At 67.9% G+C, this 19,736-nt stretch carries 19 protein-coding genes and 2 tRNA genes; 5 read left to right on the top strand and 16 right to left on the bottom strand.

Features of this window, described 5'->3' with window-relative positions:
- Positions 1–484: 484 nt before the first annotated feature.
- The 6 genes from AC07AG_RS24375 to AC07AG_RS24400 are packed head-to-tail and all read right to left on the bottom strand — an operon-like array spanning position 485 to position 4,939.
- Entirely contained in the window at positions 485–1,228 is a 744-nt protein-coding gene (locus AC07AG_RS24375; RefSeq protein ID WP_478757613.1) for a class E sortase, read from the bottom strand.
- A 24-nt stretch (positions 1,229–1,252) separates the two neighbouring features.
- Positions 1,253–2,584: a class E sortase gene (locus tag AC07AG_RS24380; protein ID WP_478757615.1), complete on the bottom strand. Its 1,332-nt coding sequence runs from the start codon at positions 2,582–2,584 to the stop codon at positions 1,253–1,255.
- Positions 2,581–3,234, bottom strand: a complete 654-nt coding sequence (locus AC07AG_RS24385; protein ID WP_478757616.1) for an aminodeoxychorismate/anthranilate synthase component II — start codon at positions 3,232–3,234, stop codon at positions 2,581–2,583. Before AC07AG_RS24385 ends, AC07AG_RS24380 begins: the two co-directional genes overlap by 4 nt.
- A gap of 23 nt (positions 3,235–3,257) precedes the next feature.
- Entirely contained in the window at positions 3,258–3,419 is a 162-nt protein-coding gene (locus tag AC07AG_RS24390; protein WP_190083025.1) for a hypothetical protein, read from the bottom strand.
- A 31-nt stretch (positions 3,420–3,450) separates the two neighbouring features.
- A complete protein-coding gene (locus AC07AG_RS24395; RefSeq protein ID WP_478757618.1) occupies positions 3,451–4,146 on the bottom strand; it encodes a class E sortase in 696 nt (231 codons plus the stop codon).
- A 22-nt stretch (positions 4,147–4,168) separates the two neighbouring features.
- Entirely contained in the window at positions 4,169–4,939 is a 771-nt protein-coding gene (locus AC07AG_RS24400; RefSeq protein WP_478757620.1) for a DUF881 domain-containing protein, read from the bottom strand.
- 92 nt (positions 4,940–5,031) lie between these two features.
- Here AC07AG_RS24400 and crgA point away from each other — a divergent pair, with 92 nt between their 5' ends.
- A complete protein-coding gene (gene crgA, locus AC07AG_RS24405) occupies positions 5,032–5,286 on the top strand; it encodes a cell division protein CrgA (RefSeq protein ID WP_160506128.1) in 255 nt (84 codons plus the stop codon).
- Between the two features lie 279 nt (positions 5,287–5,565).
- Here the strand turns inward: crgA and AC07AG_RS24410 are convergent, their stop codons facing one another.
- Both AC07AG_RS24410 and AC07AG_RS24415 read right to left on the bottom strand, forming a co-directional pair.
- Positions 5,566–6,462, bottom strand: a complete 897-nt coding sequence (locus AC07AG_RS24410) for a rhomboid family intramembrane serine protease (RefSeq protein WP_478757622.1) — start codon at positions 6,460–6,462, stop codon at positions 5,566–5,568.
- Positions 6,463–6,578: 116 nt separating this feature from the next.
- Positions 6,579–7,112: a peptidylprolyl isomerase gene (locus AC07AG_RS24415; protein WP_478757623.1), complete on the bottom strand. Its 534-nt coding sequence runs from the start codon at positions 7,110–7,112 to the stop codon at positions 6,579–6,581.
- Positions 7,113–7,374: 262 nt separating this feature from the next.
- Between AC07AG_RS24415 and AC07AG_RS24420 the strand changes: the two genes are divergently transcribed.
- Positions 7,375–8,097 carry a DUF5324 family protein gene (locus tag AC07AG_RS24420; protein WP_478757625.1) on the top strand — a complete coding sequence of 241 codons (723 nt, stop codon included), beginning with the start codon at positions 7,375–7,377 and terminating at the stop codon, positions 8,095–8,097.
- A 99-nt stretch (positions 8,098–8,196) separates the two neighbouring features.
- Here AC07AG_RS24420 and AC07AG_RS24425 read toward each other — a convergent pair.
- Positions 8,197–8,269: transfer RNA gene (locus AC07AG_RS24425), tRNA-Ala, on the bottom strand.
- A 183-nt stretch (positions 8,270–8,452) separates the two neighbouring features.
- Here AC07AG_RS24425 and AC07AG_RS24430 point away from each other — a divergent pair.
- Both AC07AG_RS24430 and AC07AG_RS24435 read left to right on the top strand, forming a co-directional pair.
- Positions 8,453–9,001, top strand: a complete 549-nt coding sequence (locus AC07AG_RS24430; RefSeq protein ID WP_160506124.1) for a helix-turn-helix domain-containing protein — start codon at positions 8,453–8,455, stop codon at positions 8,999–9,001.
- Positions 9,002–9,050: 49 nt separating this feature from the next.
- A complete protein-coding gene (locus AC07AG_RS24435) occupies positions 9,051–10,472 on the top strand; it encodes a serine/threonine-protein kinase (RefSeq protein ID WP_478757626.1) in 1,422 nt (473 codons plus the stop codon).
- 24 nt (positions 10,473–10,496) lie between these two features.
- Here the strand turns inward: AC07AG_RS24435 and AC07AG_RS24440 are convergent, their stop codons facing one another.
- Positions 10,497–11,978 (bottom strand): hypothetical protein, encoded by a 1,482-nt coding sequence (locus AC07AG_RS24440; protein ID WP_478757628.1) that lies wholly within the window; start codon positions 11,976–11,978, stop codon positions 10,497–10,499.
- A gap of 142 nt (positions 11,979–12,120) precedes the next feature.
- Positions 12,121–12,249, bottom strand: coding sequence for a DLW-39 family protein (locus AC07AG_RS24445; protein ID WP_003999697.1), 129 nt, complete (start codon positions 12,247–12,249; stop codon positions 12,121–12,123).
- Positions 12,250–12,585: 336 nt separating this feature from the next.
- Here AC07AG_RS24445 and AC07AG_RS24450 point away from each other — a divergent pair, with 336 nt between their 5' ends.
- On the top strand, positions 12,586–12,915 hold the full coding sequence (locus tag AC07AG_RS24450) for a DUF6344 domain-containing protein (protein WP_249588887.1): 330 nt from the start codon (positions 12,586–12,588) through the stop codon (positions 12,913–12,915).
- A gap of 226 nt (positions 12,916–13,141) precedes the next feature.
- On the opposite strand, the gene AC07AG_RS24455 is transcribed toward AC07AG_RS24450, so the two are convergent.
- From AC07AG_RS24455 to AC07AG_RS24475, 5 genes are all read right to left on the bottom strand, one after another.
- Positions 13,142–13,215, bottom strand: a tRNA-Ile gene (locus AC07AG_RS24455).
- A 198-nt stretch (positions 13,216–13,413) separates the two neighbouring features.
- A complete protein-coding gene (locus AC07AG_RS24460) occupies positions 13,414–14,151 on the bottom strand; it encodes a DUF3566 domain-containing protein (RefSeq protein ID WP_478757629.1) in 738 nt (245 codons plus the stop codon).
- A gap of 18 nt (positions 14,152–14,169) precedes the next feature.
- Entirely contained in the window at positions 14,170–16,773 is a 2,604-nt protein-coding gene (gyrA, locus tag AC07AG_RS24465; RefSeq protein ID WP_249588890.1) for a DNA gyrase subunit A, read from the bottom strand.
- 42 nt (positions 16,774–16,815) lie between these two features.
- Positions 16,816–18,885, bottom strand: coding sequence for a DNA topoisomerase (ATP-hydrolyzing) subunit B (gene gyrB, locus AC07AG_RS24470; RefSeq protein WP_478757631.1), 2,070 nt, complete (start codon positions 18,883–18,885; stop codon positions 16,816–16,818).
- Between the two features lie 265 nt (positions 18,886–19,150).
- A complete protein-coding gene (locus AC07AG_RS24475) occupies positions 19,151–19,723 on the bottom strand; it encodes a DciA family protein (protein WP_478757633.1) in 573 nt (190 codons plus the stop codon).
- Between the last annotated feature and the right edge of the window lie 13 nt (positions 19,724–19,736).

A 19,736-nucleotide genomic window follows, 5' to 3' on the forward strand; every position in this document is an offset into this window, starting at 1 on the left:
GAGCGCACATTCTAATGCGCCGGAAAAACTCGGCTCCCATTGCTCCAGGGGCGGCGTGGGGGAGTTCTACCATGTCGGAGACATGTTCTCCGCTGAGGATACATGCGTAGATGGGAAGTCCGTAGTCCTCCTCGTTGACGTCCCCCCTCTCGGGTCTGGATGGCACAGAGATTTTGAAATATGGGATCACAACGGCTCCGGAAACGGAAGCGAGAGCAAGACTCACAACGTGACAGAAGGCAAAGCCGTTCAGATCATTGCATGCATAGGGGACTATTCGAATCAAGATGACATCATATGCGATACCGCCTGGAGGTTCGGAAAGGCCTAATCTGACCCCCGAATCGGCTATGCGCCATTCAATTTCTGCATCCTGCTGAACCTGAAATCGTGCAGTTACAGTGGATGGGGGCCGAGCCACAATTTAGTGTTGTCGCTTCGGCCCCCATGCAACAAGTGGACGAGCCTCCCAGGACCATTCCGCTCAGTCCAGCTCCGCCGGCGGCGTCCGCCTGTTATCGACCTTTTCGACCCGCTCCAGCTCGCCCCAGACCACGTAGCGGTAGTTGGAGGTGTAGACCGGCGTGCACGTCGTCAGGGTGATGTAGCGGCCCGGCTTCTTCGCGCCCGATTCCTTCGGGATCGGGTCCAGGGCCTTCACGTTGTACTTCGATGTCTCGGGCAGCGTCGAGTACACCTTGTACACGTACCACTTGTCCCGGGACTCGAAGACGATCGCGTCGCCCTTCTTGATCTTGTCGATCTTGTGGAACTTCGCGCCGTGCCCGTCGCGGTGCGCGGCCAGCGTGAAGTTGCCTTCCTTGTCCTGCGGGAGCGCCGACTTGATCGGGTCCTCGTAGTAGCCCGCGACCCCGTGGTTGAGCACCTTGCTGCTGGTGCCCTTCCTGACCAGGACCTCGCCGCCCCCCATCGCGGGGACGTGGAGGAAGCCGATGCCGTCCTTGGTGTTCAGGTTCCCCGGGCCGCCCGCCCAGCGGTCACGCACCCGGTCGCCCTGCTTGTGCGCCTCGCGGTCCGCGACGACGTTGGTCCACCACAGGGAGTAGACGACGAAGAGACCGAGCACCAGGCCCGCGGTGATGAGGAGTTCGCCGAAGACGCTGACCGCCGTGGCGACGGGTCCGCGTCCCCGTGGCCTCGGTGCGCGCGCGGGCGCGGGCGTGGGCGCCTCGGCCTTGTCCTCGTCGTGGTCGGTCGTGGCTGCCACTCGATGTGCCCCGTTCTCACCGTTCTATTGGACGAGCGCGCTCGGCTTGCCCTTGCTGCGCGGGCGCTCCTCGACCATCTTGCCCCAGACGATCATTCGATACTTACTCGTAAATTCCGGGGTACAGGTGGTCAGTGTGATGTACCGGCCCGCTTTGGTGAAGCCCGACCCCGGCGGGACCGGTCCGATCACCGAGGTGTTGCTGGGCTGGGTCTGCGGCAGGATGCTCGCCATCTTGTAGACGAAGTACTTGTCCTGCGTCTCCACGACGATGGGGTCGCCCGGTTCGAGCTGATTGATGTACCGGAACGGTTCCCCGTGGGTGTTGCGGTGGCCCGCGACCGCGAAGTTGCCCTTCTTGGCGTCCGGCATGGGCGTCTTGGTGCTGCCCTCGTTGTAGTGGCCGACCATGCCGCGGTCCAGGACCTTCGACTTGTCGATGCCCTCGGCGATCGGCACGACCACGTCGAGGCGAGGGATGTGCAGGAGCGCGAAGCCCTGGCCCGGCTCGAAGGCGCCCGGCTTGCCCTTGCCCTTCGCCCACCTCTCCTGGAGGTCGCTGGCGGCGCCGTTGGCCTGCTGGTGGGCGCGGATGTTCGTCCACCACAGCTGGTACGTCACGAAGAGAAGCATCAGGACGCCGACGGTGATGAACACCTCGCCGAGTCCTCGGCTGATCACCGTGCCCGCTGAGGGCTTACGGGCACGCTCGGCGCGACGGGCCTCCACGCGGGAGAGGGGGGCCGCGGACGCCGTCCCGGCGCGGGGGACGTTCGAAGCGCTGGAGGCGCTGGAGGCGCCCTTCTTGGCGGCCTTGCGGCGGGCTGCCCTGCCTCCGCCTTCCAGCGGCGCCTCGGGCGCCGGATCCGCATAGGGCTCCGGCTCAGGCTCCGGCTCCGGCTCGGCTATTCGTCGCGTGTCCGCTGTCCGCAGGCCCACCGTCTCGTCGTCGACCGGCGGCTGAGGATCCAGCCGCGGCTGGGGGACCACCGGCGGCTGAGGCACCTCGGGTATCGGAGGGGCGTACGCGCCGTACAGCTCCTCGTACGTCGGCTCCCGCACCCCGTACCAGTCGCGGGCGTACCCCTCGGGGTCGTACCACTCCTGCTCCTGAGGCTGCTCCGGCAGCGGAGCGACCGCCGGCTCAGGCTCCGGCTCCGGCCCCGCGGGCCCGCTGCGGAACCACGGCGAAGGATGCTGACCCGGCAGCGGGTCCGTCAGCGGATCGGCGAGGTGGTCGACGGCCGCCTCGAACGCCCCGGGCTGCTCGAATGCCCCTGGATCCCCGTACGACGCGTACTGATCGTCGCCGTAAGGAATTCCGGAGGAATCGCGCTCGGGGCGCAACGCGGTCACGCCGTGGCCCTGCCCACCACCGGGGCAAGACCGCTCGACCGACCGATCGCCCCCGTGTCGCCGCACTCCACGAGCCAGTTGGCGAGCATGCGGTGGCCGTGCTCGGTGAGGACCGACTCGGGGTGGAACTGCACGCCCTCGACCGGCAGTTCACGGTGGCGCAGGCCCATGATGATGCCGTCCTCCGTCCGCGCGGTCACCTCGAGCTCGGCCGGAACCGTGGCCGGCTCGGCGGCGAGCGAGTGATAGCGCGTGGCGATGAACGGCGACGGCAGCCCGGCGAAGACACCCCTGCCCTCGTGCACCACCGCGGAGGTCTTGCCGTGCAGCAACTCCGGCGCACGGTCCACCACTCCGCCGTACGCCACCGCCATCGACTGCATGCCGAGGCAGACGCCGAACACGGGCACACCGGTGTCGGCGCAGTGCCGCACCATGTCCACGCAGACACCCGCCTGCTCGGGCGTGCCGGGTCCCGGCGACAGCAGGACGCCGTCGAAGCCGTCCTGCGCGTGGCGCAGCTCGACCTCGTCGTTGCGCAGGACCTCGCACTCGGCACCCAGCTGGTAGAGGTACTGGACGAGGTTGAAGACGAAGCTGTCGTAGTTGTCGACCACGAGGATGCGGCTGGGACGTCCTTCAGTGCTCACTGGGCTCACCGGGCTCACTGTGCTCACTGGCCGTCCACCGTCACATCGTTGAAGGGGAGCAGCGGCTCGGCCCAGGGGAAGACGTACTGGAAGAGCACGTAGACCACAGCGAAGACGAGCACCAGCGAAAGCAGTGCCCTTACCCATGCGTTTCCCGGCAGATGCCGCCAGATCCAGCCGTACATGCCGTCCCTTCCGTAGCCGTACGGCACCAGACTAACGGCGCAGTGCCTCCGGTTTCCCGGCCTCGACGGGCTGGGTCGCGTCGAGGTGCGCCCAGACGATCAACCGGTGGCTGTGGCCCCACTCTGGCTCACAGGTCGTAAGGGTGAGGTAACGCCCCGGCCCCTCGAATCCGGACTTGCGCGGAACCGGATCGATGACCCCGATGTCGCCGGGCAGCGTCTTGTGGGGCTTGTTGTCGATGCGGTACGTGAACCACGTGGTGCCGTCGGTCAGGACCACGGCGTCGTCCGGCCGCAGCTTCGGGAAGTCCTTGAACGGATCGCCGTACGTGCGGCGATGCCCCGCCACGGAGAAGTTGCCCTTCTGGCCGAGCTGCGCGGTGTCCTCGTAGTGGCCGAGCCCCTTCTTGAGGGTGTCGGTCCCGGTGCCCTGGAGCACCGGCTTGTTCCACGTGAAACCAAGCCGCGGGATGTACATGACGGCGAAGGGCTTGCCGTCCTCATAGGGACCGGGCTTCGCGGGGGACGCCTCGGTCTCGGTGGGCTTGTCGTCCGTGCCCGTGGCCACCGAACCCTGCGACCACTGGTCCTGGAGCGTGTCGATCTGACTGTCCATGGCGTTGTCGGCCTTCACACCGGTCCAGAAGAGGACGTACACCACAAACAGAACAATCAACGTGCCCATGGTGATGCACAGTTCGCTGAACGTCCTGACGAGCACTCGCACCGACACAGGCTCCCCCAGCGGCTTACTCCACGGGCTTCGCGTAGTGGAGATCCACTGTGCCCGAGTAGCCGGGAAGAGTCATCGCCCCGTCGTCATCGACTTTCCAGCCGAGGCCGTACGCGTTGACGTACAGCATGTAGTTCTGGATCTCCGGGGACGCGGCGAGCGCCGTCTTGAGCTTCTCCGGGTCACCGACGGCCGTCACCTTGTACGGCGGCGAGTAGACGCGGCCCTGGAGGATCAGGGTGTTGCCCACACAGCGGACGGCGCTGGTGGAGATGAGCCGCTGGTCCATGACCTTGATGCCCTCGGCACCGCCCTGCCAGAGCGCGTTGACGACGGCCTGGAGGTCCTGCTGGTGGATGACCAGGTCGTTCGGCTGGGGCTCGGGGTAGCCGGGGAGCTTGGCGGTGGCGTTCGGCGGGGCGTCGGCGAGGGTGACGGAGACGGCCTCACCGCTGAGCTTCTTGGTGCCCGCGTTCTTCTCCAGGGCCTTGAGCCGGGCGTCGTCGGCCTTCGTGCCGCCGTTGTCGCGCTCGGCCAGGGATTCGACGTCGTCACGCAGCGAGCCGTTGGACTCGTCGAGCTTCCCGTTCTTGTGGCTGCGCTCCTCGATCAGGTCGGAGAGCTTCAGGAGAGAGGCGTCGGTGCGGATGTTCGTGCCCTTGGCCGTGTTGAAGCTGGTGAAGAAGATGAGGCCCGCGAGCGCGAAAACGGCGGCCGTGAGCAACCGGACCGGCCGCCAGCGAGCACGACGAGCGGGACCTGTGGGGGAGTCGGCGGAATTGCTCAACGTACCCTTATCTCCTTCAGCGCCGCGGAAGCACTACGCTAACGGACGCCCGGGGGAGGGCTCAGCTCCCCGTATCGACAGGAGAGACCCTCGTGCCGAAGTCACGGATCCGCAAGAAGGCCGACGATTACACGCCGCCCGCCAAGAAGGCGACGAACATCAAGCTGACCAGCCGTAGCTGGGTGGCTCCGGTGATGCTCGCGATGTTCCTCATCGGGCTCGCCTGGATCGTCGTCTTCTACGTCACCGACGGCAAGCTGCCGATCGACCCGCTGGGCAACTGGAACATCGTGGTCGGCTTCGGCTTCATCGCCGCTGGGTTCGGCGTCTCCACTCAGTGGAAGTAGCGCGCGCCCCGCAGGGCTGTACGCAAGCCTTGCCCTGAGTTATCCACAGCGCTATCCACATCCCGGCCTCGGCTGGGGAAAAGAAAGACGATCTGTGGATAACCCACTCGGTGTTGACGCCGGTATGACTGGCTGATCGCCATGCAAGCCCTCACAGGCCCCTTGTCCCTCCTGGGGAAACCCAGGTCAGCGACAAGGGGCACTGTTGTTCCCCACAGAATGCACAAGCGTGGACACACGCTGTGGACAACCTTGGCCATCGGATGACAACGGTGAGCTTCAGACGAGCTGCGCGGTCCTGATGACCACCGTCGCGAGGACCACGACAAGGACCACGGCGCAGGTCCCCCACTGCACGAGCGTCCGCCGCTCGCGGGGCGCGTGCACCATCCCGTACGCGATGGCGACACCGGCGACCAGACCGCCGACGTGCGCCTCCCAGGCGATGCCGCTCCAGGTGAAGGTGAAGAGCAGGTTCAGCGCGAGCAGCGCGATGACGGGGCGCATGTCGTAGTTCAGGCGCCGCATCAGGACCGCGGTCGCGCCGAGCAGACCGAAGATCGCTCCGGACGCACCGAGCGAGGCCTGGCTCGAGTCCGCGACGACGTACGTCAGTGCGCCGCCCGCCAGGCCGGACAGCAGGTAGAGCGCGAGATAGCGGGCGCGGCCGAGCGCTGCTTCCAGGGGGGCGCCGAGCCACCACAGGCCGAGCATGTTGAACGCGATGTGCCAGATCTCCTGATGCGTGAACATCGACGTCACAAGGCGGTACCACTGGCCCTCGGCGACGCCCTCGGTCGGCACGAAGGGCTCGGGCGGCCATGCTCCGACCAGGACCAGTTCATTGACCAGGCGGTCGCCCATGGCGAGGACCGCGATGAACACCGCGACGTTCAGGCCGAGCAGGATCTTGGTGATCAGGCGCGGGTCGTCGGCGATCGAGCCGCCCGCGAGGGTGCGCGGCTGGTTCGCCGTGGGTGCGTGGCCGGTGCCCGAGCCCTCGCGCACGCACTCGGGGCACTGGAAGCCGACCGAGGCGCTGATCATGCACTCCGGGCAGATGGGGCGCTCGCAGCGCGTGCAGCTGATGCCGGTCGTGCGGTCCGGATGCCGGTAACAGCCCGGCAGTTCCTGTGCGTCCTGTGGCCCCTGCGGGCTGCCTGGTGCCTGGTCCATGGGGTCCCCTCAATGTCCGTACGAAGGCGCGGCCACGCGCGCGCGGCGAACGCACCGCCCCGCCCTTCCATACGGATGGGCGGGGCGGTTTGGTTCCCTCGCGGGGTGCGCCGGTGTCAGGCGGTGCGGGTCTCGATGACGACGGACTCGATGATCACGTCGTTCACCGGACGGTCGGTGCGCGGGTTCGTCTGCGTGGCCGCGATCTCGTCGACGACCTTCTGGCTCGCCGGGTCCGTGACCTCGCCGAAGATCGTGTGCTTGCGCGTGAGCCAGGCGGTCGGGGAGACCGTCACGAAGAACTGGGAGCCGTTGGTGCCCGGCCCGGCGTTGGCCATGGCGAGCAGGTAGGGCTTGTCGAAGGCGAGGTCGGGGTGGAACTCGTCCTCGAACTCGTAGCCCGGACCGCCCGTGCCGTTGCCCAGCGGGTCGCCGCCCTGGATCATGAAACCGCTGATGACGCGGTGGAAGACCGTGCCGTCGTAGAGCCGACCCGTCGTCTTCTTGCCGGTGGCCGGGTGGACCCACTCACGCTCGCCCTTGGCGAGCTCGACGAAGTTCTTGACCGTCTTGGGCGTGTGGTTGGGGTGCAGCAGCACCTCGATGTCGCCGCGGTTGGTCTTCAGGGTGGCGTAAAGCTGCTCGGCCACGGTCTGCCTTCCGTTGTCTTCTGTTGTCTTCTGTGACGCCCCCGATCCTCCCACGGACCGGATTGCGACGAGTAGCCACCGAGTGGGAGCGCGCCGCGACGATCCGTGGCATTGTCGGCGAAGAAACTCTCCTTGTACCGATTTGATCAAATTGATCACACCCGGATGCCCGCCCTCTCATGCCTCGGAGCCATCCAAAAGGCATGATCCTTGAAAGGGTGGAAAGGTGACATACCTATAAGCCACCGAGGAGGAGGATCCCGTGACCCGCATCGACAGCGTGCGCGCCGCGACCGGTTCGGCGAGGGACAGCGTGCGGCATGCCGCGGAGGCGGTGGCCCCCTACGCCGGCACGGCCAAGGACCAGGCCGTCCATTACGCGCACGAAACCCGCGTACGGCTCGCACCCAAGGTCTCGCAGGCCGCCGAGCAAGCCCGTGTCCAGTACGGGGCTCACGTCGGCCCGCGCATCGAGCAGGCCCGTACGCATGTGCCGCCGAAGGTCGACCAGGCCGCGCACGAAGCAGCCGTCCGCACCCGCAAGGCGGCCGAGCAGACCCGCAAGGCCGCCCAGCAGGCCGCCGACTATTCGAAGCCGCGGATCGAGCACGCCGTGGCCGTGGCTCAGCCCGTCCGTGACGAGGCGGCGTCCCGCGGTGCCGCGGCGCTCGCCGCGCTGCGCGGTGAGGTCTCGCCCAAGGAGATCCAGCGGCTGGCCCGCAAGCACAACCGCCGGGCCCGCGCAGGACGCGCGGCCAAGGGGCTCATCGTCCTGGGCATCCTGGCCGGTGGTGCGGTCGCTGCCTGGAAGTGGTGGGACAAGCAGGCCAACCCGGACTGGCTCGTCGAGCCGCCGGCCGCGACGGAGGTCCCCGACAGCACGCCGCTGACCTCGGTCGACGGCAGCGGTCAGGGCTCCCTCGACCCCGAGGTCCAGGCCAAGCAGGCCGAGACGGAGGCCGCGGACCAAGACGACCTGCGCTGACCCGGAGGCATCGTCCGGGCCCCTGTCCCGGAAACACCGACAACGCCGTAGGGCGGGGTCACCTCAGCTGAGGTGACCCCGCCCTACGGCGTTTCTCTGTGGAGCCTAGGAGATTCGAACTCCTGACATCTGCCTTGCAAAGGCAGCGCTCTACCAACTGAGCTAAGGCCCCGAAAACGGCGCACCCAGCCGGAAGAATCCCGCTCCGGTGGGCAACGCAGACCAGAGTACCGGGTCACCCCCCAGATCTCGCAAAAGGATTGGGGGTCCCGGTGAACGACCACGCTCCGTAAGATGCTCGGCGTGGTTCGCGGCAGCGAACCACGGTTTTTTGGGGAAGCGATGGGGAGACGCAATGGACGCCGCACAGCAAGAGACGACCGCGAGAGCACGAGAGCTCCAGCGGAACTGGTACGGGGAGCCGCTGGGGGCGCTCTTCCGCCGTCTCATCGATGATCTGGGCCTCAACCAGGCACGCCTCGCCGGCGTCCTCGGTCTGTCCGCGCCCATGCTGTCCCAGCTGATGAGCGGGCAGCGCGCCAAGATCGGCAACCCCGCGGTCGTCCAGCGCGTCCAGCTCCTCCAGGAGCTGGCGGGCCAGGTCGCCGACGGCAGCGTCAGCGCCGCCGAGGCCACCGACCGCATGGACGAGATCAAGAAGTCCCAGGGCGGCTCCGTCCTGACCAACACCTCGCAGTCGACGACGAGTTCGGGTGCGCCCACAGTGAAGCGTGTGGTGCGCGAGATCCAGTCACTGCTGCGCTCCGTCGCCGCGGCGGGCGACATCATCGATGCCGCGGACTCCCTCGCACCGACCCACCCGGAACTGGCAGAGTTCCTCCGGGTATACGGCGCCGGACGCACCGCGGACGCGGTCGCCCACTACGAGGCGCACCAGAACTGAGCCGTCGGCCGGGCCACCGGGCGGCCCGGAGGGGGAGCAATGCGCGACCATGGGTGAGGTCTTCGCCGGCCGCTACGAACTGGTCGACCCGGTCGGCCGCGGGGGAGTCGGAGCGGTCTGGCGCGCCTGGGACCACCGGCGACGCCGCTATGTGGCCGCCAAGGTCCTGCAACAGAGCGACGCGCACGCGCTGTTGCGCTTCGTGCGGGAGCAGGCGCTCCGGATCGACCACCCCCATGTGCTCGCACCCGCCAGCTGGGCCGCCGACGACGACAAGGTCCTTTTCACCATGGCCTTGGTCGCCGGCGGCTCGCTGGCCCATGTGATCGGTGACTACGGCGCGCTGCCGCCCCGCCTGGTCTGCACGCTCCTGGACCAGCTGCTCTCCGGTCTCGCGGCGGTGCACGCCGAGGGGGTCGTGCACCGTGACATCAAGCCCGCCAACATCCTGCTGGAGGCCACCGGCACCGCGCGGCCGCATCTGCGGCTCTCCGACTTCGGCATCTCGATGCGGATGGGCGAGCCGCGACTGACCGAGGCCGACTATGTGGTGGGGACGCCCGGTTACTTCGCGCCGGAGCAAATGATGGGCGCCGAGCCGGACTTCACCGCCGATCTCTTCGCCGTCGGCCTGGTGACCCTCTATCTGCTGCAGGGCGCCAAGCCGGACGCCAAGGCCCTGATCGAGCACTTCGCCGCGCACGGCACTCCTGGGGCGCCGAAGGGCGTGCCGGAGCCGCTGTGGCAGGTCGTCGCCACGCTTCTCCAGCCGGACCCGCTCGCGCGGTTCCGCACCGCCACGGGTGCGCGCAAGGCGTTGAACTCGGCCGCCGAGCTGCTGCCGGAGCCGGGGCCCGACGACGAGATCGTCGAGATCTTCGACCAACTGGGCCCGCTCCCCCGAGGGTTCGGCCCCGACGGGCCCTGCACGACCCCACCACCGCCGGACTTCGCTCCTCCGTCCGTACCGGTTCCACCCCCGTCCGTTCCGCCCCCGCCTGTCTCCGCGCCGCAGACGGGAAGCTTCCCGCTGCCCCAGCCACAGGCCCAGGCCCAGGTCCAACCTCAGGCCCAGCCCCAACCAGAAGCCCAAGCAGAGGCCCAGCAAACGCCCCCGCAGCAAGCGCCACCGCAGCAGGCCACTCCGCCCCCGCTCCCCGCTCAGTCCCCGCATGTCCCCTCCCCCCACCAGGTGCCGATTCAGGCGGCGTCGGCTCAGGCGCCCGTACCGGGAGCTGTACACCTCGCACCCCACGAACCCTCACAGTCCGTGACGCCACCAGCGCATCACGTAGCCATCCCTACTTATCCATACACCGCTCACGCCCCGCAGGTTCCGCTCCAAAGCCGACCAGTTCCGCAGCGCCACCGGCAGAAACGACCGGGACCGCCCCCGAAGGTGGCGATCCCGATGCTGCTGGCCGCGCTGGCCTGCTTCGCGGTGGGCATCTGGGCCCTGACCCAGACCTGAGACCCAGACCTGAACCAGGCCCCACTACCAAGCCGGTGGCGGCCCATACTGCGAACCTGAACCCGGCCCCGAACCCGGCCCCGAACCCGGCCCCGGAGCCGAAACCGCCGCCGAAGCCACCGCCGAAGCCGCCGCACGCCTCCGCCCGATCAGCGTCCACACCCCCAGGACCATCAGCAGCAAGGTCCCGGCGCCGAACCCCCCGGCAGCGATCACCTTCATCCCGTCCGCATCGCCACTCCCGTCACCACCACCGCCACCGCCACCGCTCTCACCCCCGGCAGGCGTGTCGCCCCGCGCCGCGGCGTCCTTGTCCTGACCGGTGACGCTGAACTCGTCCGAGGGGCGCGCCGTCCCGACGTACGCGGGCCCCGCCTTCGCGGCTCCGTCGACGTTCACCCGCAGCGTCAGCCCCAGCGGCTCCTTGCCGAACTGCCGGGCGACCTTCGGGTTGAGGTGGACCGAGAGGTAGTACCACCCGGCGAACCGCGTCCCGGCCACACCGTCGACCGGGGAGTAGCGGTTCTCGTACGCAACGGGAGCCAGTGGCTCCAGCGTGGTCGACTTCTGCTGGCCGTCGTATGCCGTTTCGGCGTCGTCGATGCGCGCGCGTACCGGGTTGGACAGCGACATGACGAGCGCCGACGTGACGTACTCGTCCCTGCCCCCGCTCGCGCTGCCCAGCTCCGCACTGGCGGAGATCTGCTGCCCCCAGTCGACCGGCACGCGGTAGAAGAGTGTCTGGCCCGGCTCGATCCGGTCGCCCCAGACGCCTGCACGCAGCGCCCTGGCGTCGTTGAAGCCCGTGCCGCCCCTGCGTTCCTTGCGCGCATCGGTGGGAGGAGTGGGCGAGGCGGAGTTCCACGACTCCGGCGGCGTCGTGGGGACGCTCTTCGCCACTGCGGGCTCCGAGACGACGCGCAGCTCCGTGTCCCAGGTCTCCGTGCTGGAGCCGGGGTCGCTGTTCCGCTCGACCACTACGTAGTACGTGCCGGCCACCTCGCACCGGTTGTCGGCGGGGCCGACCTCCCGTACCGCCCAGGCGGTGATGGGCCGCGGGCTCTGCGCCGTACCGAATCGCGCGTCGCCGGAGTTGCAGTTGTTGCCGTTCGCGTCCTGCAAGGTCACCTCGACGCCGTCCCCGTAGACGACCTTGGCGTCGAGTCGGGGAACGGCGGTGGCCGAGACGTACACGGTCTCTCTGGCGTCGAGTTGTACCTGGTAGTAGAGCTTTCCCCCGCGTGCGAGAGAGCTCTTGTACGTCGCCCCGGGCGTGAGTTTCGCACTGCCCATGCTGTTCTTCGCGCCCTCGACCGGCACGGCCCGGCCGGCGAAGACGTACGGACTCGGCGTGCCCGCCGCGGCCTGTCCCGGCAGCGTCGTCACCACGCACAGCGCCGCTCCCGCCGCCAGCGTCACCCGGCATCCGCGTGTCATCCGGCCTCTGCGCAGCCGCCCCATCACGTGCCACCCCTCCCCGAGCACCCAGCCGTCCCGGCCAGACATGCCCGCGCGGAGGCGCGACAACCTTTGCTCACGCAAGGCGATGGCTTGCGTGGGCAAAGGCGGGCGACCGGAGAGATCCGGACAGCACAAGGCCCCGGCCGCAGAAGCGACCGGGGCCTTGTAAAGAGACTGTTGTCGGTACTCACGAACCCGTGGGCACGGAGTCAGTCGCCTCCGTCCACAGATCCTGCTCGGCGCGATCCGCCTGGATCTGGCGGTACACGAGGAGTCCGCCGATGGCGGCCAGTGCGACCAGGAGAAGCTTCTTCACCGCGCGACCTCGTCTTTCTTGACGTAAGGGACCTCTGAAGCCCGACTATACACACCGACCGATACCGATCGGTGACCTGGATCCACCCCAACTCCCGCCCCGAACACAGCAGTCGAATCGGGCTCCGCCACTCCTTGGCGCCTCACGGCCCGGCGTGACATTCGCCGCTCTCGACCTCACCCGGCCCCCTCCCAGGCCCCTCAAGGGCCCTTTACGGCCATCCGGGTGGTGTTCATCTGAACATCGACGCGCCACGAGCGTCGGTCCCCCACTCTCGGCTCCGCATACACATCATGAGGAAAGTACGCAAATCGCCCAACCCGAAAGTGAGACGCCATGACCGGCACCAAGGCCATGAAGCTGTGGACCACGCTCATCACCGCCTTCCTCGCACTCTTCGCCACACTGGGATTCACGACGACGGCAACGGCGGCCACGCCGGTACAGCAGGCCACGGAAACGTGCAAGAGCGCGCCGACCATGACGGCACCACTCGCGGCCTACTGGGCAGCAGCGTACGAACGGTCCTTGCCGCCCACGATGAAGCAGCGCATCCGCGCCGAGGCACACGGATCGTCCCCCAGCTGCCGCCACCTCCCCACGGACGACACGGAGACGGCCGTTGAGGCCGAGGCCCATCCGGGCGGGCTCGCCGCAGAACCGTAATCACGGCCCCGGCCGGCCCGGCCGTTGCCCCAGGGGCCCCACAGACACAAAGAAGACCCCCAGCCGAGACGGCTGGGGGTCTTCTTCATCAGCAACTCACCCCCGGCAGGGCGTGCGCTCGGGAAACTGAGACGGGCGCACCGCAACCTCAGCGAGCGCACGCAACGGGACGTCGTCACCCATGCGAAAGACCCCCAGCCGTATCGGCTGGGGGTCTTTCGTCTTGTGGGGCTAACAGGATTTGAACCTGTGGCCTCATCCTTATCAGGGATGCGCTCTAACCAACTGAGCTATAGCCCCGCCGCGCTGCGGTGTGTCCCGCGCGCTGACCTCTGAAGATTAGCGCACGTGCGGGCCAGTCCCAAAATCGATACCTCGGCGGGGGCCGGACCGGCCCTGAGGTGCGGGCTTCGCGGTCCCGGCGTCGCCGGGAAGAGGAACAGGGCCCCTCCCCATGAGGGGCGAGACCCTGGACCCACAGAGATCTGAGCGGCAGGACTACTCGTCCTCGGCCAGCGTCAGCTCGACGCCGCCCACGAAGCCCGCGGAGAGGTTGTAGATGAACGCGCCGAGCGTCGCGAGCGCCGTGGCGAGGACCACGTCGATGACCGCGATGATCGTCGTGAACATCAGGACACGCGGCAGCGACAGGAAGGACTGCAGGTCGAAGCCGTTGGACTCGTTCGAGCCCGTCGCCTCCGAGATCGTGCCGCCCACCGTCGAGAAGACGCCCATGGCGTCCATGACCATCCACAGCACGGCGGCAGCGATGATCGTGCAGATGCCGAGCGCGATGGAGAGCAGGAAGCTGACCTTCATCACCGACCACGGATCGGCCTTGGCCACCCTCAGCCGCGCCTTGCGCGTACGAGGCGTCGTGCGCGCCCCGGTCCGCGGCCTGCGCACGGAACCCGTCTGGGAATCCTGCTGGTAGGCCTGCGGCGGGTGGTACATCTGCCCGCCCTGCTGCTGTCCCTGCTGGGGTTGACGTTCCCCGGGCAGCGCGCCTGAGGCTCCTTGGGTGCCTTGGGCTCCCTGGGTCCCTTGAGTACCGGCCGCGTAGGACCCGTCGTACTGCGCTGACTGAGCCGGCTGCGGCCCTCGGGTGTCGGTCACGGTTCCCCCCTGGGATCCACGAGACTCATGCGAGTCGGGAGAATCAGTGGCGGAGCCACGGACACCGTCTGTACCGGCTGGGCCGGTTCCACTTGCTCCGGCGCCCGTGGCTCCACTCACGATGACTCTCTCCTCGCGCTACTCGGCCGTGGACTCCGTGCCCTCGTCCGTACCGACGGCCGGCTCGCCGTCAGCGGTCTCGTCGACGACGATGTCGCCGTCGACTTCCTCCGCCTCGCGCCCGGCCTCGGCGTTACGAGCGATACCGACCACGGCATCGCGCTTGCCCAGGTTGATCAGTTGGACGCCCATGGTGTCACGGCCCGTCTCCCTGACCTCGTTGACTCGCGTACGAATCACACCGCCGCCCAGGGTGATGGCGAGGATCTCGTCGGTCTCCTCCGTCACCAGCGCGCCCACGAGTTCGCCGCGGTCCTCCACGATCTTGGCGGCCTTGATGCCGAGGCCACCACGACCCTGGACGCGGTACTCGTCGACGTTGGTCCGCTTCGCGTACCCACCGTCGGTTGCGGTGAAGACGAAAGTACCCGGCCTGACGACATTCATCGAGAGCAGTTCGTCGCCACCTCGGAAACTCATTCCCTTGACGCCCGAGGTCGCACGGCCCATGGGACGCAGCGCATCGTCCGTTGCGGTGAACCTGATCGACTGCGCCTTCTTGCTGATGAGCAGCAGATCGTCCTCGGACGACACGAGCTCGGCGCCGATCAGCTCGTCGTCCGAACCGTCGTCCGTCTCGCGGAGGTTGATGGCGATGACGCCACCGGCGCGCGGCGAGTCGTAATCCTTGAGCGGGGTCTTCTTGACCAGGCCGCCCTTGGTGGCGAGCACCAGGTAGGGCACCGCTTCGTAGTCACGGATCGCGAGGATCTCGGCGATCTTCTCGTCCGGCTGGAAGGCGAGCAGGTTCGCGACGTGCTGGCCGCGGGCGTCGCGTCCGGCGTCCGGCAGCTCGTACGCCTTCGCGCGGTAGACCCGGCCCTTGTTGGTGAAGAACAGCAGCCAGTGGTGGGTCGTCGACACGAAGAAGTGGTCGACGATGTCGTCTTCCTTGAGCTTCGTGCCGCGGACGCCCTTGCCGCCGCGCTTCTGCGAGCGGTAGTCGACCGTCTTCGTACGCTTGACGTAACCGCCGCGCGTGATCGTGACGACGATGTCGTCCTCGGCGATCAGGTCCTCCATGGACATGTCGCCGTCGAAGGGCACGAGCGCCGAGCGACGGTCCTCGCCGAACTTGTCGACGATCGCCGCGAGCTCCTCGCTGATGATCTGGCGCTGCCGCTCGGGCGAGGCCAGGATCGCGTTGTACTCGTTGATCTTCGCCTGCAGTTCGTCGTGCTCGGCGACGATCTTCTGGCGCTCCAGGGCGGCCAGGCGGCGCAGCTGCATCTCGAGGATGGCGTTCGCCTGGATCTCGTCGATCGAGAGCAGGCCCATCAGGCCCTCACGCGCGACGTCGACCGTCTGGCTGGCGCGGATGAGCGCGATGACCTCGTCGATCGCGTCCAGGGCCTTCAGCAGGCCGCGCAGGATGTGGGCCCGCTCCTCGGCCTTGCGCAGCCTGTACTTCGTACGCCGGACGATGACCTCGATCTGGTGCGTCACCCAGTGGCGGATGAACGCGTCCAGGGAGAGGGTGCGCGGCACACCGTCGACCAGGGCCAGCATGTTGGCGCTGAAGTTCGACTGCAGATCGGTGTGCTTGTAGAGGTTGTTCAGGACGACCTTGGCGACCGCGTCCCGCTTCAGGACGACGACGAGGCGCTGGCCCGTGCGCGAGGACGTCTCGTCGCGGACGTCGGCGATGCCGCCGACCTTGCCGTCCTTGACCAGGTCGGCGATCTTCTGCGCGAGGTTGTCGGGGTTGGTCTGGTAGGGGAGCTCGGTGACCACCAGGCACTGGCGGTTCTGGATCTCCTCGACCGCGACGACCGCGCGCATCGTGATGGAGCCACGGCCCGTGCGGTACGCCTCCTCGATGCCCTTGCGGCCCACTACTAGTGCGCCGGTGGGGAAATCGGGGCCCTTGATGCGCTCGATCAGGGCGTCGAGGAGTTCCTCGTGCGAGGCCTCCGGGTGCTCGAGCGCCCACTGCGCGCCCGCCGCGACCTCGCGGAGGTTGTGCGGCGGGATGTTGGTGGCCATGCCGACCGCGATGCCCGCCGAGCCGTTGATCAGCAGGTTCGGGAAGCGCGCCGGCAGGACCGTCGGCTCCTGGTTGCGGCCGTCGTAGTTGTCCGTGAAGTCGACGGTCTCCTCGTCGATGTCACGGACCATCTCCATGGCCAGCGGCGCCATCTTGCACTCGGTGTACCGCATGGCGGCCGCCGGGTCGTTGCCCGGAGAGCCGAAGTTTCCGTTGGAGTCCACCAGGGGCATCCGCATCGACCACGGCTGGGCCAGGCGGACCAGGGCGTCGTAGATGGAGGAGTCGCCGTGCGGGTGGTAGGTGCCCATGACGTCGCCGACGACGCGGGCGCACTTGTAGAAGCCCTTCTCGGGGCGGTATCCGCCGTCGTACATCGCGTACAGGACGCGGCGGTGGACGGGCTTCAGGCCGTCCCGTACGTCGGGCAGCGCACGCGACACGATGACGGACATCGCGTAGTCGAGGTACGAGCGCTGCATCTCCGTCTCGAGCCCGACGGGCTCGACACGCATGCCCACGCCGGGAACGGCGGGCTCCTCTTCGGGCATCACAGGGGTGTTCTCGTCGGCCATTGCTGGTCAAAGTCCTTTCGAGGTGCGGCTTGTACGGCCGACTCAGATGTCGAGGAAGCGGACGTCCTTGGCATTGCGCTGAATGAACGAGCGCCGTGCCTCGACGTCCTCTCCCATCAGCACCGAGAAGAGGTCGTCGGCCTGTGCCGCGTCGTCCAGGGTGACCTGGCCGAGCACGCGGTGTTCCTGGTCCATCGTCGTGATGCGCAGCTCCTCGGCGTTCATCTCACCGAGACCCTTGAAGCGCTGGACCGAGTCGTCCTTGATGCGCTTGCCGGCCTGGCGGCCGAGCTCGACCAGCGCGTCGCGCTCGCGGTCCGAGTACGCGTACTGGAAGTCGTCCCGGCTCCACTTGATCTTGTAGAGCGGCGGGCGCGACAGGTAGACGTGGCCGGATTCGACGAGCGGCCGCATGAAGCGGAACAGGAACGTCAGGAGCAGGGTGTTGATGTGCTGACCGTCGACGTCGGCGTCCGCCATCAGGATGATCTTGTGATAGCGGAGCTTCTCGATGTCGAAGTCCTCGTGCACGCCCGTGCCGAAGGCCGAGATGAGGGCCTGGACTTCCTGGTTGTGCAGGATCTTGTCGATCCGCGCCTTCTCGACGTTCAGGATCTTGCCTCGGATGGGCAGGATCGCCTGGTACATCGGGTCACGGCCGGACTTCGCCGAACCACCGGCGGAGTCACCCTCGACGATGAAGATCTCGCACTTCGTCGGGTCGTTCGACTGGCAGTCGCTCAGCTTGCCGGGCAGCGACGCCGATTCGAGCAGGCCCTTGCGGCGGGTCAGGTCGCGCGCCTTGCGGGCGGCGACGCGTGCCGTGGCGGCCTGGATGCTCTTGCGGATGATGTCCGCGGCCTCGTTCGGATTGCGGTCGAACCAGTCCGTGAGGTGCTCGTGCACGACCTTCTGCACGAAGGTCTTCGCCTCCGTGTTGCCCAGCTTGGTCTTCGTCTGGCCCTCGAACTGCGGCTCGCCCAGCTTCACCGAGATGATCGCCGTCAGACCCTCGCGGATGTCCTCGCCCGTGAGGTTGTCGTCCTTCTCGCGCAGCAGCTTCTTCTCGCGCGCGTACCGGTTGACCAGGCCCGTCAGTGCGGCCCTGAAGCCCTCCTCGTGCGTACCGCCCTCATGCGTGTGGATCGTGTTCGCGAAGGAGTAGACACCTTCGGTGTACTGCGAGTTCCACTGCATGGCGATCTCGGCCGAGAGCATGCGCTCCTTGTCCTCGGCCTCGACGTCGATGACGGTCGGGTGGATCACCTCACCCTTACGGGAGTTGAGGTACTTCACGAAGTCGACGATGCCGCCTTCGTAGAAGTACGTCACCGTGCGGGCGTCGGCGGCCTCGTCATCGGTCGCCTCGGCCGAGTCCGCACCCGCCGTCGCCTTGGCGGAGTCGCGCTCATCAGTGAGTTTGATGGTCAAACCCTTGTTGAGGAACGCCATCTCCTGGAAGCGCCGTGCCAGCGTCTCGAAGGAGTACTCGGTCGACTCGAAGACGTCCGGGTCGGCCCAGAAGGTGACCTGGGTGCCCGACTCGTCGACCGCCTCGTGCTTGGCGAGCGGGGCCGTCGGCACGCCCAGCTTGTAGTCCTGGGTCCAGCGGAAGCCGTCGCGCTTGATCTCGACCGCGAGCTTGGTCGAGAGCGCGTTCACGACGGACACGCCGACGCCGTGCAGACCACCGGAGACGGCGTAACCGCCGCCGCCGAACTTGCCGCCCGCGTGCAGGACGGTCAGGACGACCTCCACCGCGGGCTTCTTCTCCACGGGGTGCATGTCCACCGGGATGCCACGGCCGTTGTCGATCACGCGCACGCCGCCGTCGGCGAGGATCGTGACGTCGATGGTGTCCGCGTGTCCGGCGAGCGCCTCGTCGACGGAGTTGTCCACGACCTCCTGCACGAGGTGGTGCAGGCCACGCTCACCGGTCGAGCCGATGTACATGCCAGGTCGCTTGCGAACCGCGTCCAGACCCTCGAGGACGGTGATCGCGCTGGCGTCGTACGAGGCTGTGACCTCGCCGTTCTCGCCAGCGACGGTAGACGGGATGTTCTCGTTGGGGTTGCCGGAATCGGCCACGAAGCGCCCTTTCTGGCACAGCACAAGCCAAGCTTCCGGTGGTGGCCGGAGCGGCTGCGTCGTTCAGCGATAGTCAGCGTTGTTCTATGCGTCCCACAAGTGGGGCGGGATTAGCTTCCAGTCTACCGGTAGCGCCGACAGTGATGGGGGTTTGCCGGTACCTGAGTCCGCATGTGCCGTCCTGAACCGGCATCATCCGACTCCCCATATGCGGCCCGGGGCTCTAAGAGGCTCACAGCGGCACTCAGCGCTTCGGGGTGTCAACCGCGAGCTACCACCCGGTACGGCCTCAGCCGTAGGTGTCCCCGGGGCCCGTGCTGCCCGGCGCGCGCAAGGGTCCGAAGCGGCGCGGGGGGCCGCCGGGACCGAGGACCTTGATGAGGCGGACGGTGCCGTGACCCAGGTCTTCGTTGAGGCGCGCGACCAGCTGGGGGGCCATGAGACGCAGCTGCGTCGCCCACGCCGTGGAGTCGCACTGCACGGTCAGGATCCGCTCGTTCTCGTCGTACCTCTGCGGGACGCAGTGCTTGGCCAGGTCGTCGCCGACGATCTGCGGCCAGCGGCCCATCACACCGCCGACCGCGGCCGGCGTCTCCCAGCCGCGCTCGGTGATCAAGCGGTTGATCGCGGAGCCGAGCGGCTGCGGGTCACGCCCGTCGGCGCGCGCGCCGGAACGGAGACCACCCCTGCGGGCCTGCTTCTTCTGCTGCGCGGCATCGCCACGCGCGCGTGCCTGCTCCTTGGCGGCACGCAGGGCGACCCGGGCAAGGTCGATGCCGGAGGGCTCGGGCGTCTTCGGCGTGTCCTTGGGGGCGTCCTGGGGGCCCTGGGGGGTGCCCTTGGCGGGCTCTTCGGCGCTCATACGCGCTCCCCGT

It is taken from the genome of Streptomyces sp. NPDC044044 (assembly GCF_056434405.1).

Bases quoted from the DNA above. Each gene is read 5' to 3' on its own strand.
- AC07AG_RS24390 (WP_190083025.1), bottom strand. From the start codon at position 3,419: ATGTACGGCTGGATCTGGCGGCATCTGCCGGGAAACGCATGGGTAAGG.
- AC07AG_RS24410 (WP_478757622.1), bottom strand. From the start codon at position 6,462: ATGGACCAGGCACCAGGCAGCCCGCAGGGGCCACAGGACGCACAGGAA.
- AC07AG_RS24430 (WP_160506124.1), top strand. From the start codon at position 8,453: ATGGACGCCGCACAGCAAGAGACGACCGCGAGAGCACGAGAGCTCCAG.
- AC07AG_RS24435 (WP_478757626.1), top strand. From the start codon at position 9,051: ATGGGTGAGGTCTTCGCCGGCCGCTACGAACTGGTCGACCCGGTCGGC.
- AC07AG_RS24440 (WP_478757628.1), bottom strand. From the start codon at position 11,978: ATGTCTGGCCGGGACGGCTGGGTGCTCGGGGAGGGGTGGCACGTGATG.
- AC07AG_RS24450 (WP_249588887.1), top strand. From the start codon at position 12,586: ATGACCGGCACCAAGGCCATGAAGCTGTGGACCACGCTCATCACCGCC.
- gyrA (WP_249588890.1), bottom strand. From the start codon at position 16,773: ATGGCCGACGAGAACACCCCTGTGATGCCCGAAGAGGAGCCCGCCGTT.
- AC07AG_RS24475 (WP_478757633.1), bottom strand. From the start codon at position 19,723: ATGAGCGCCGAAGAGCCCGCCAAGGGCACCCCCCAGGGCCCCCAGGAC.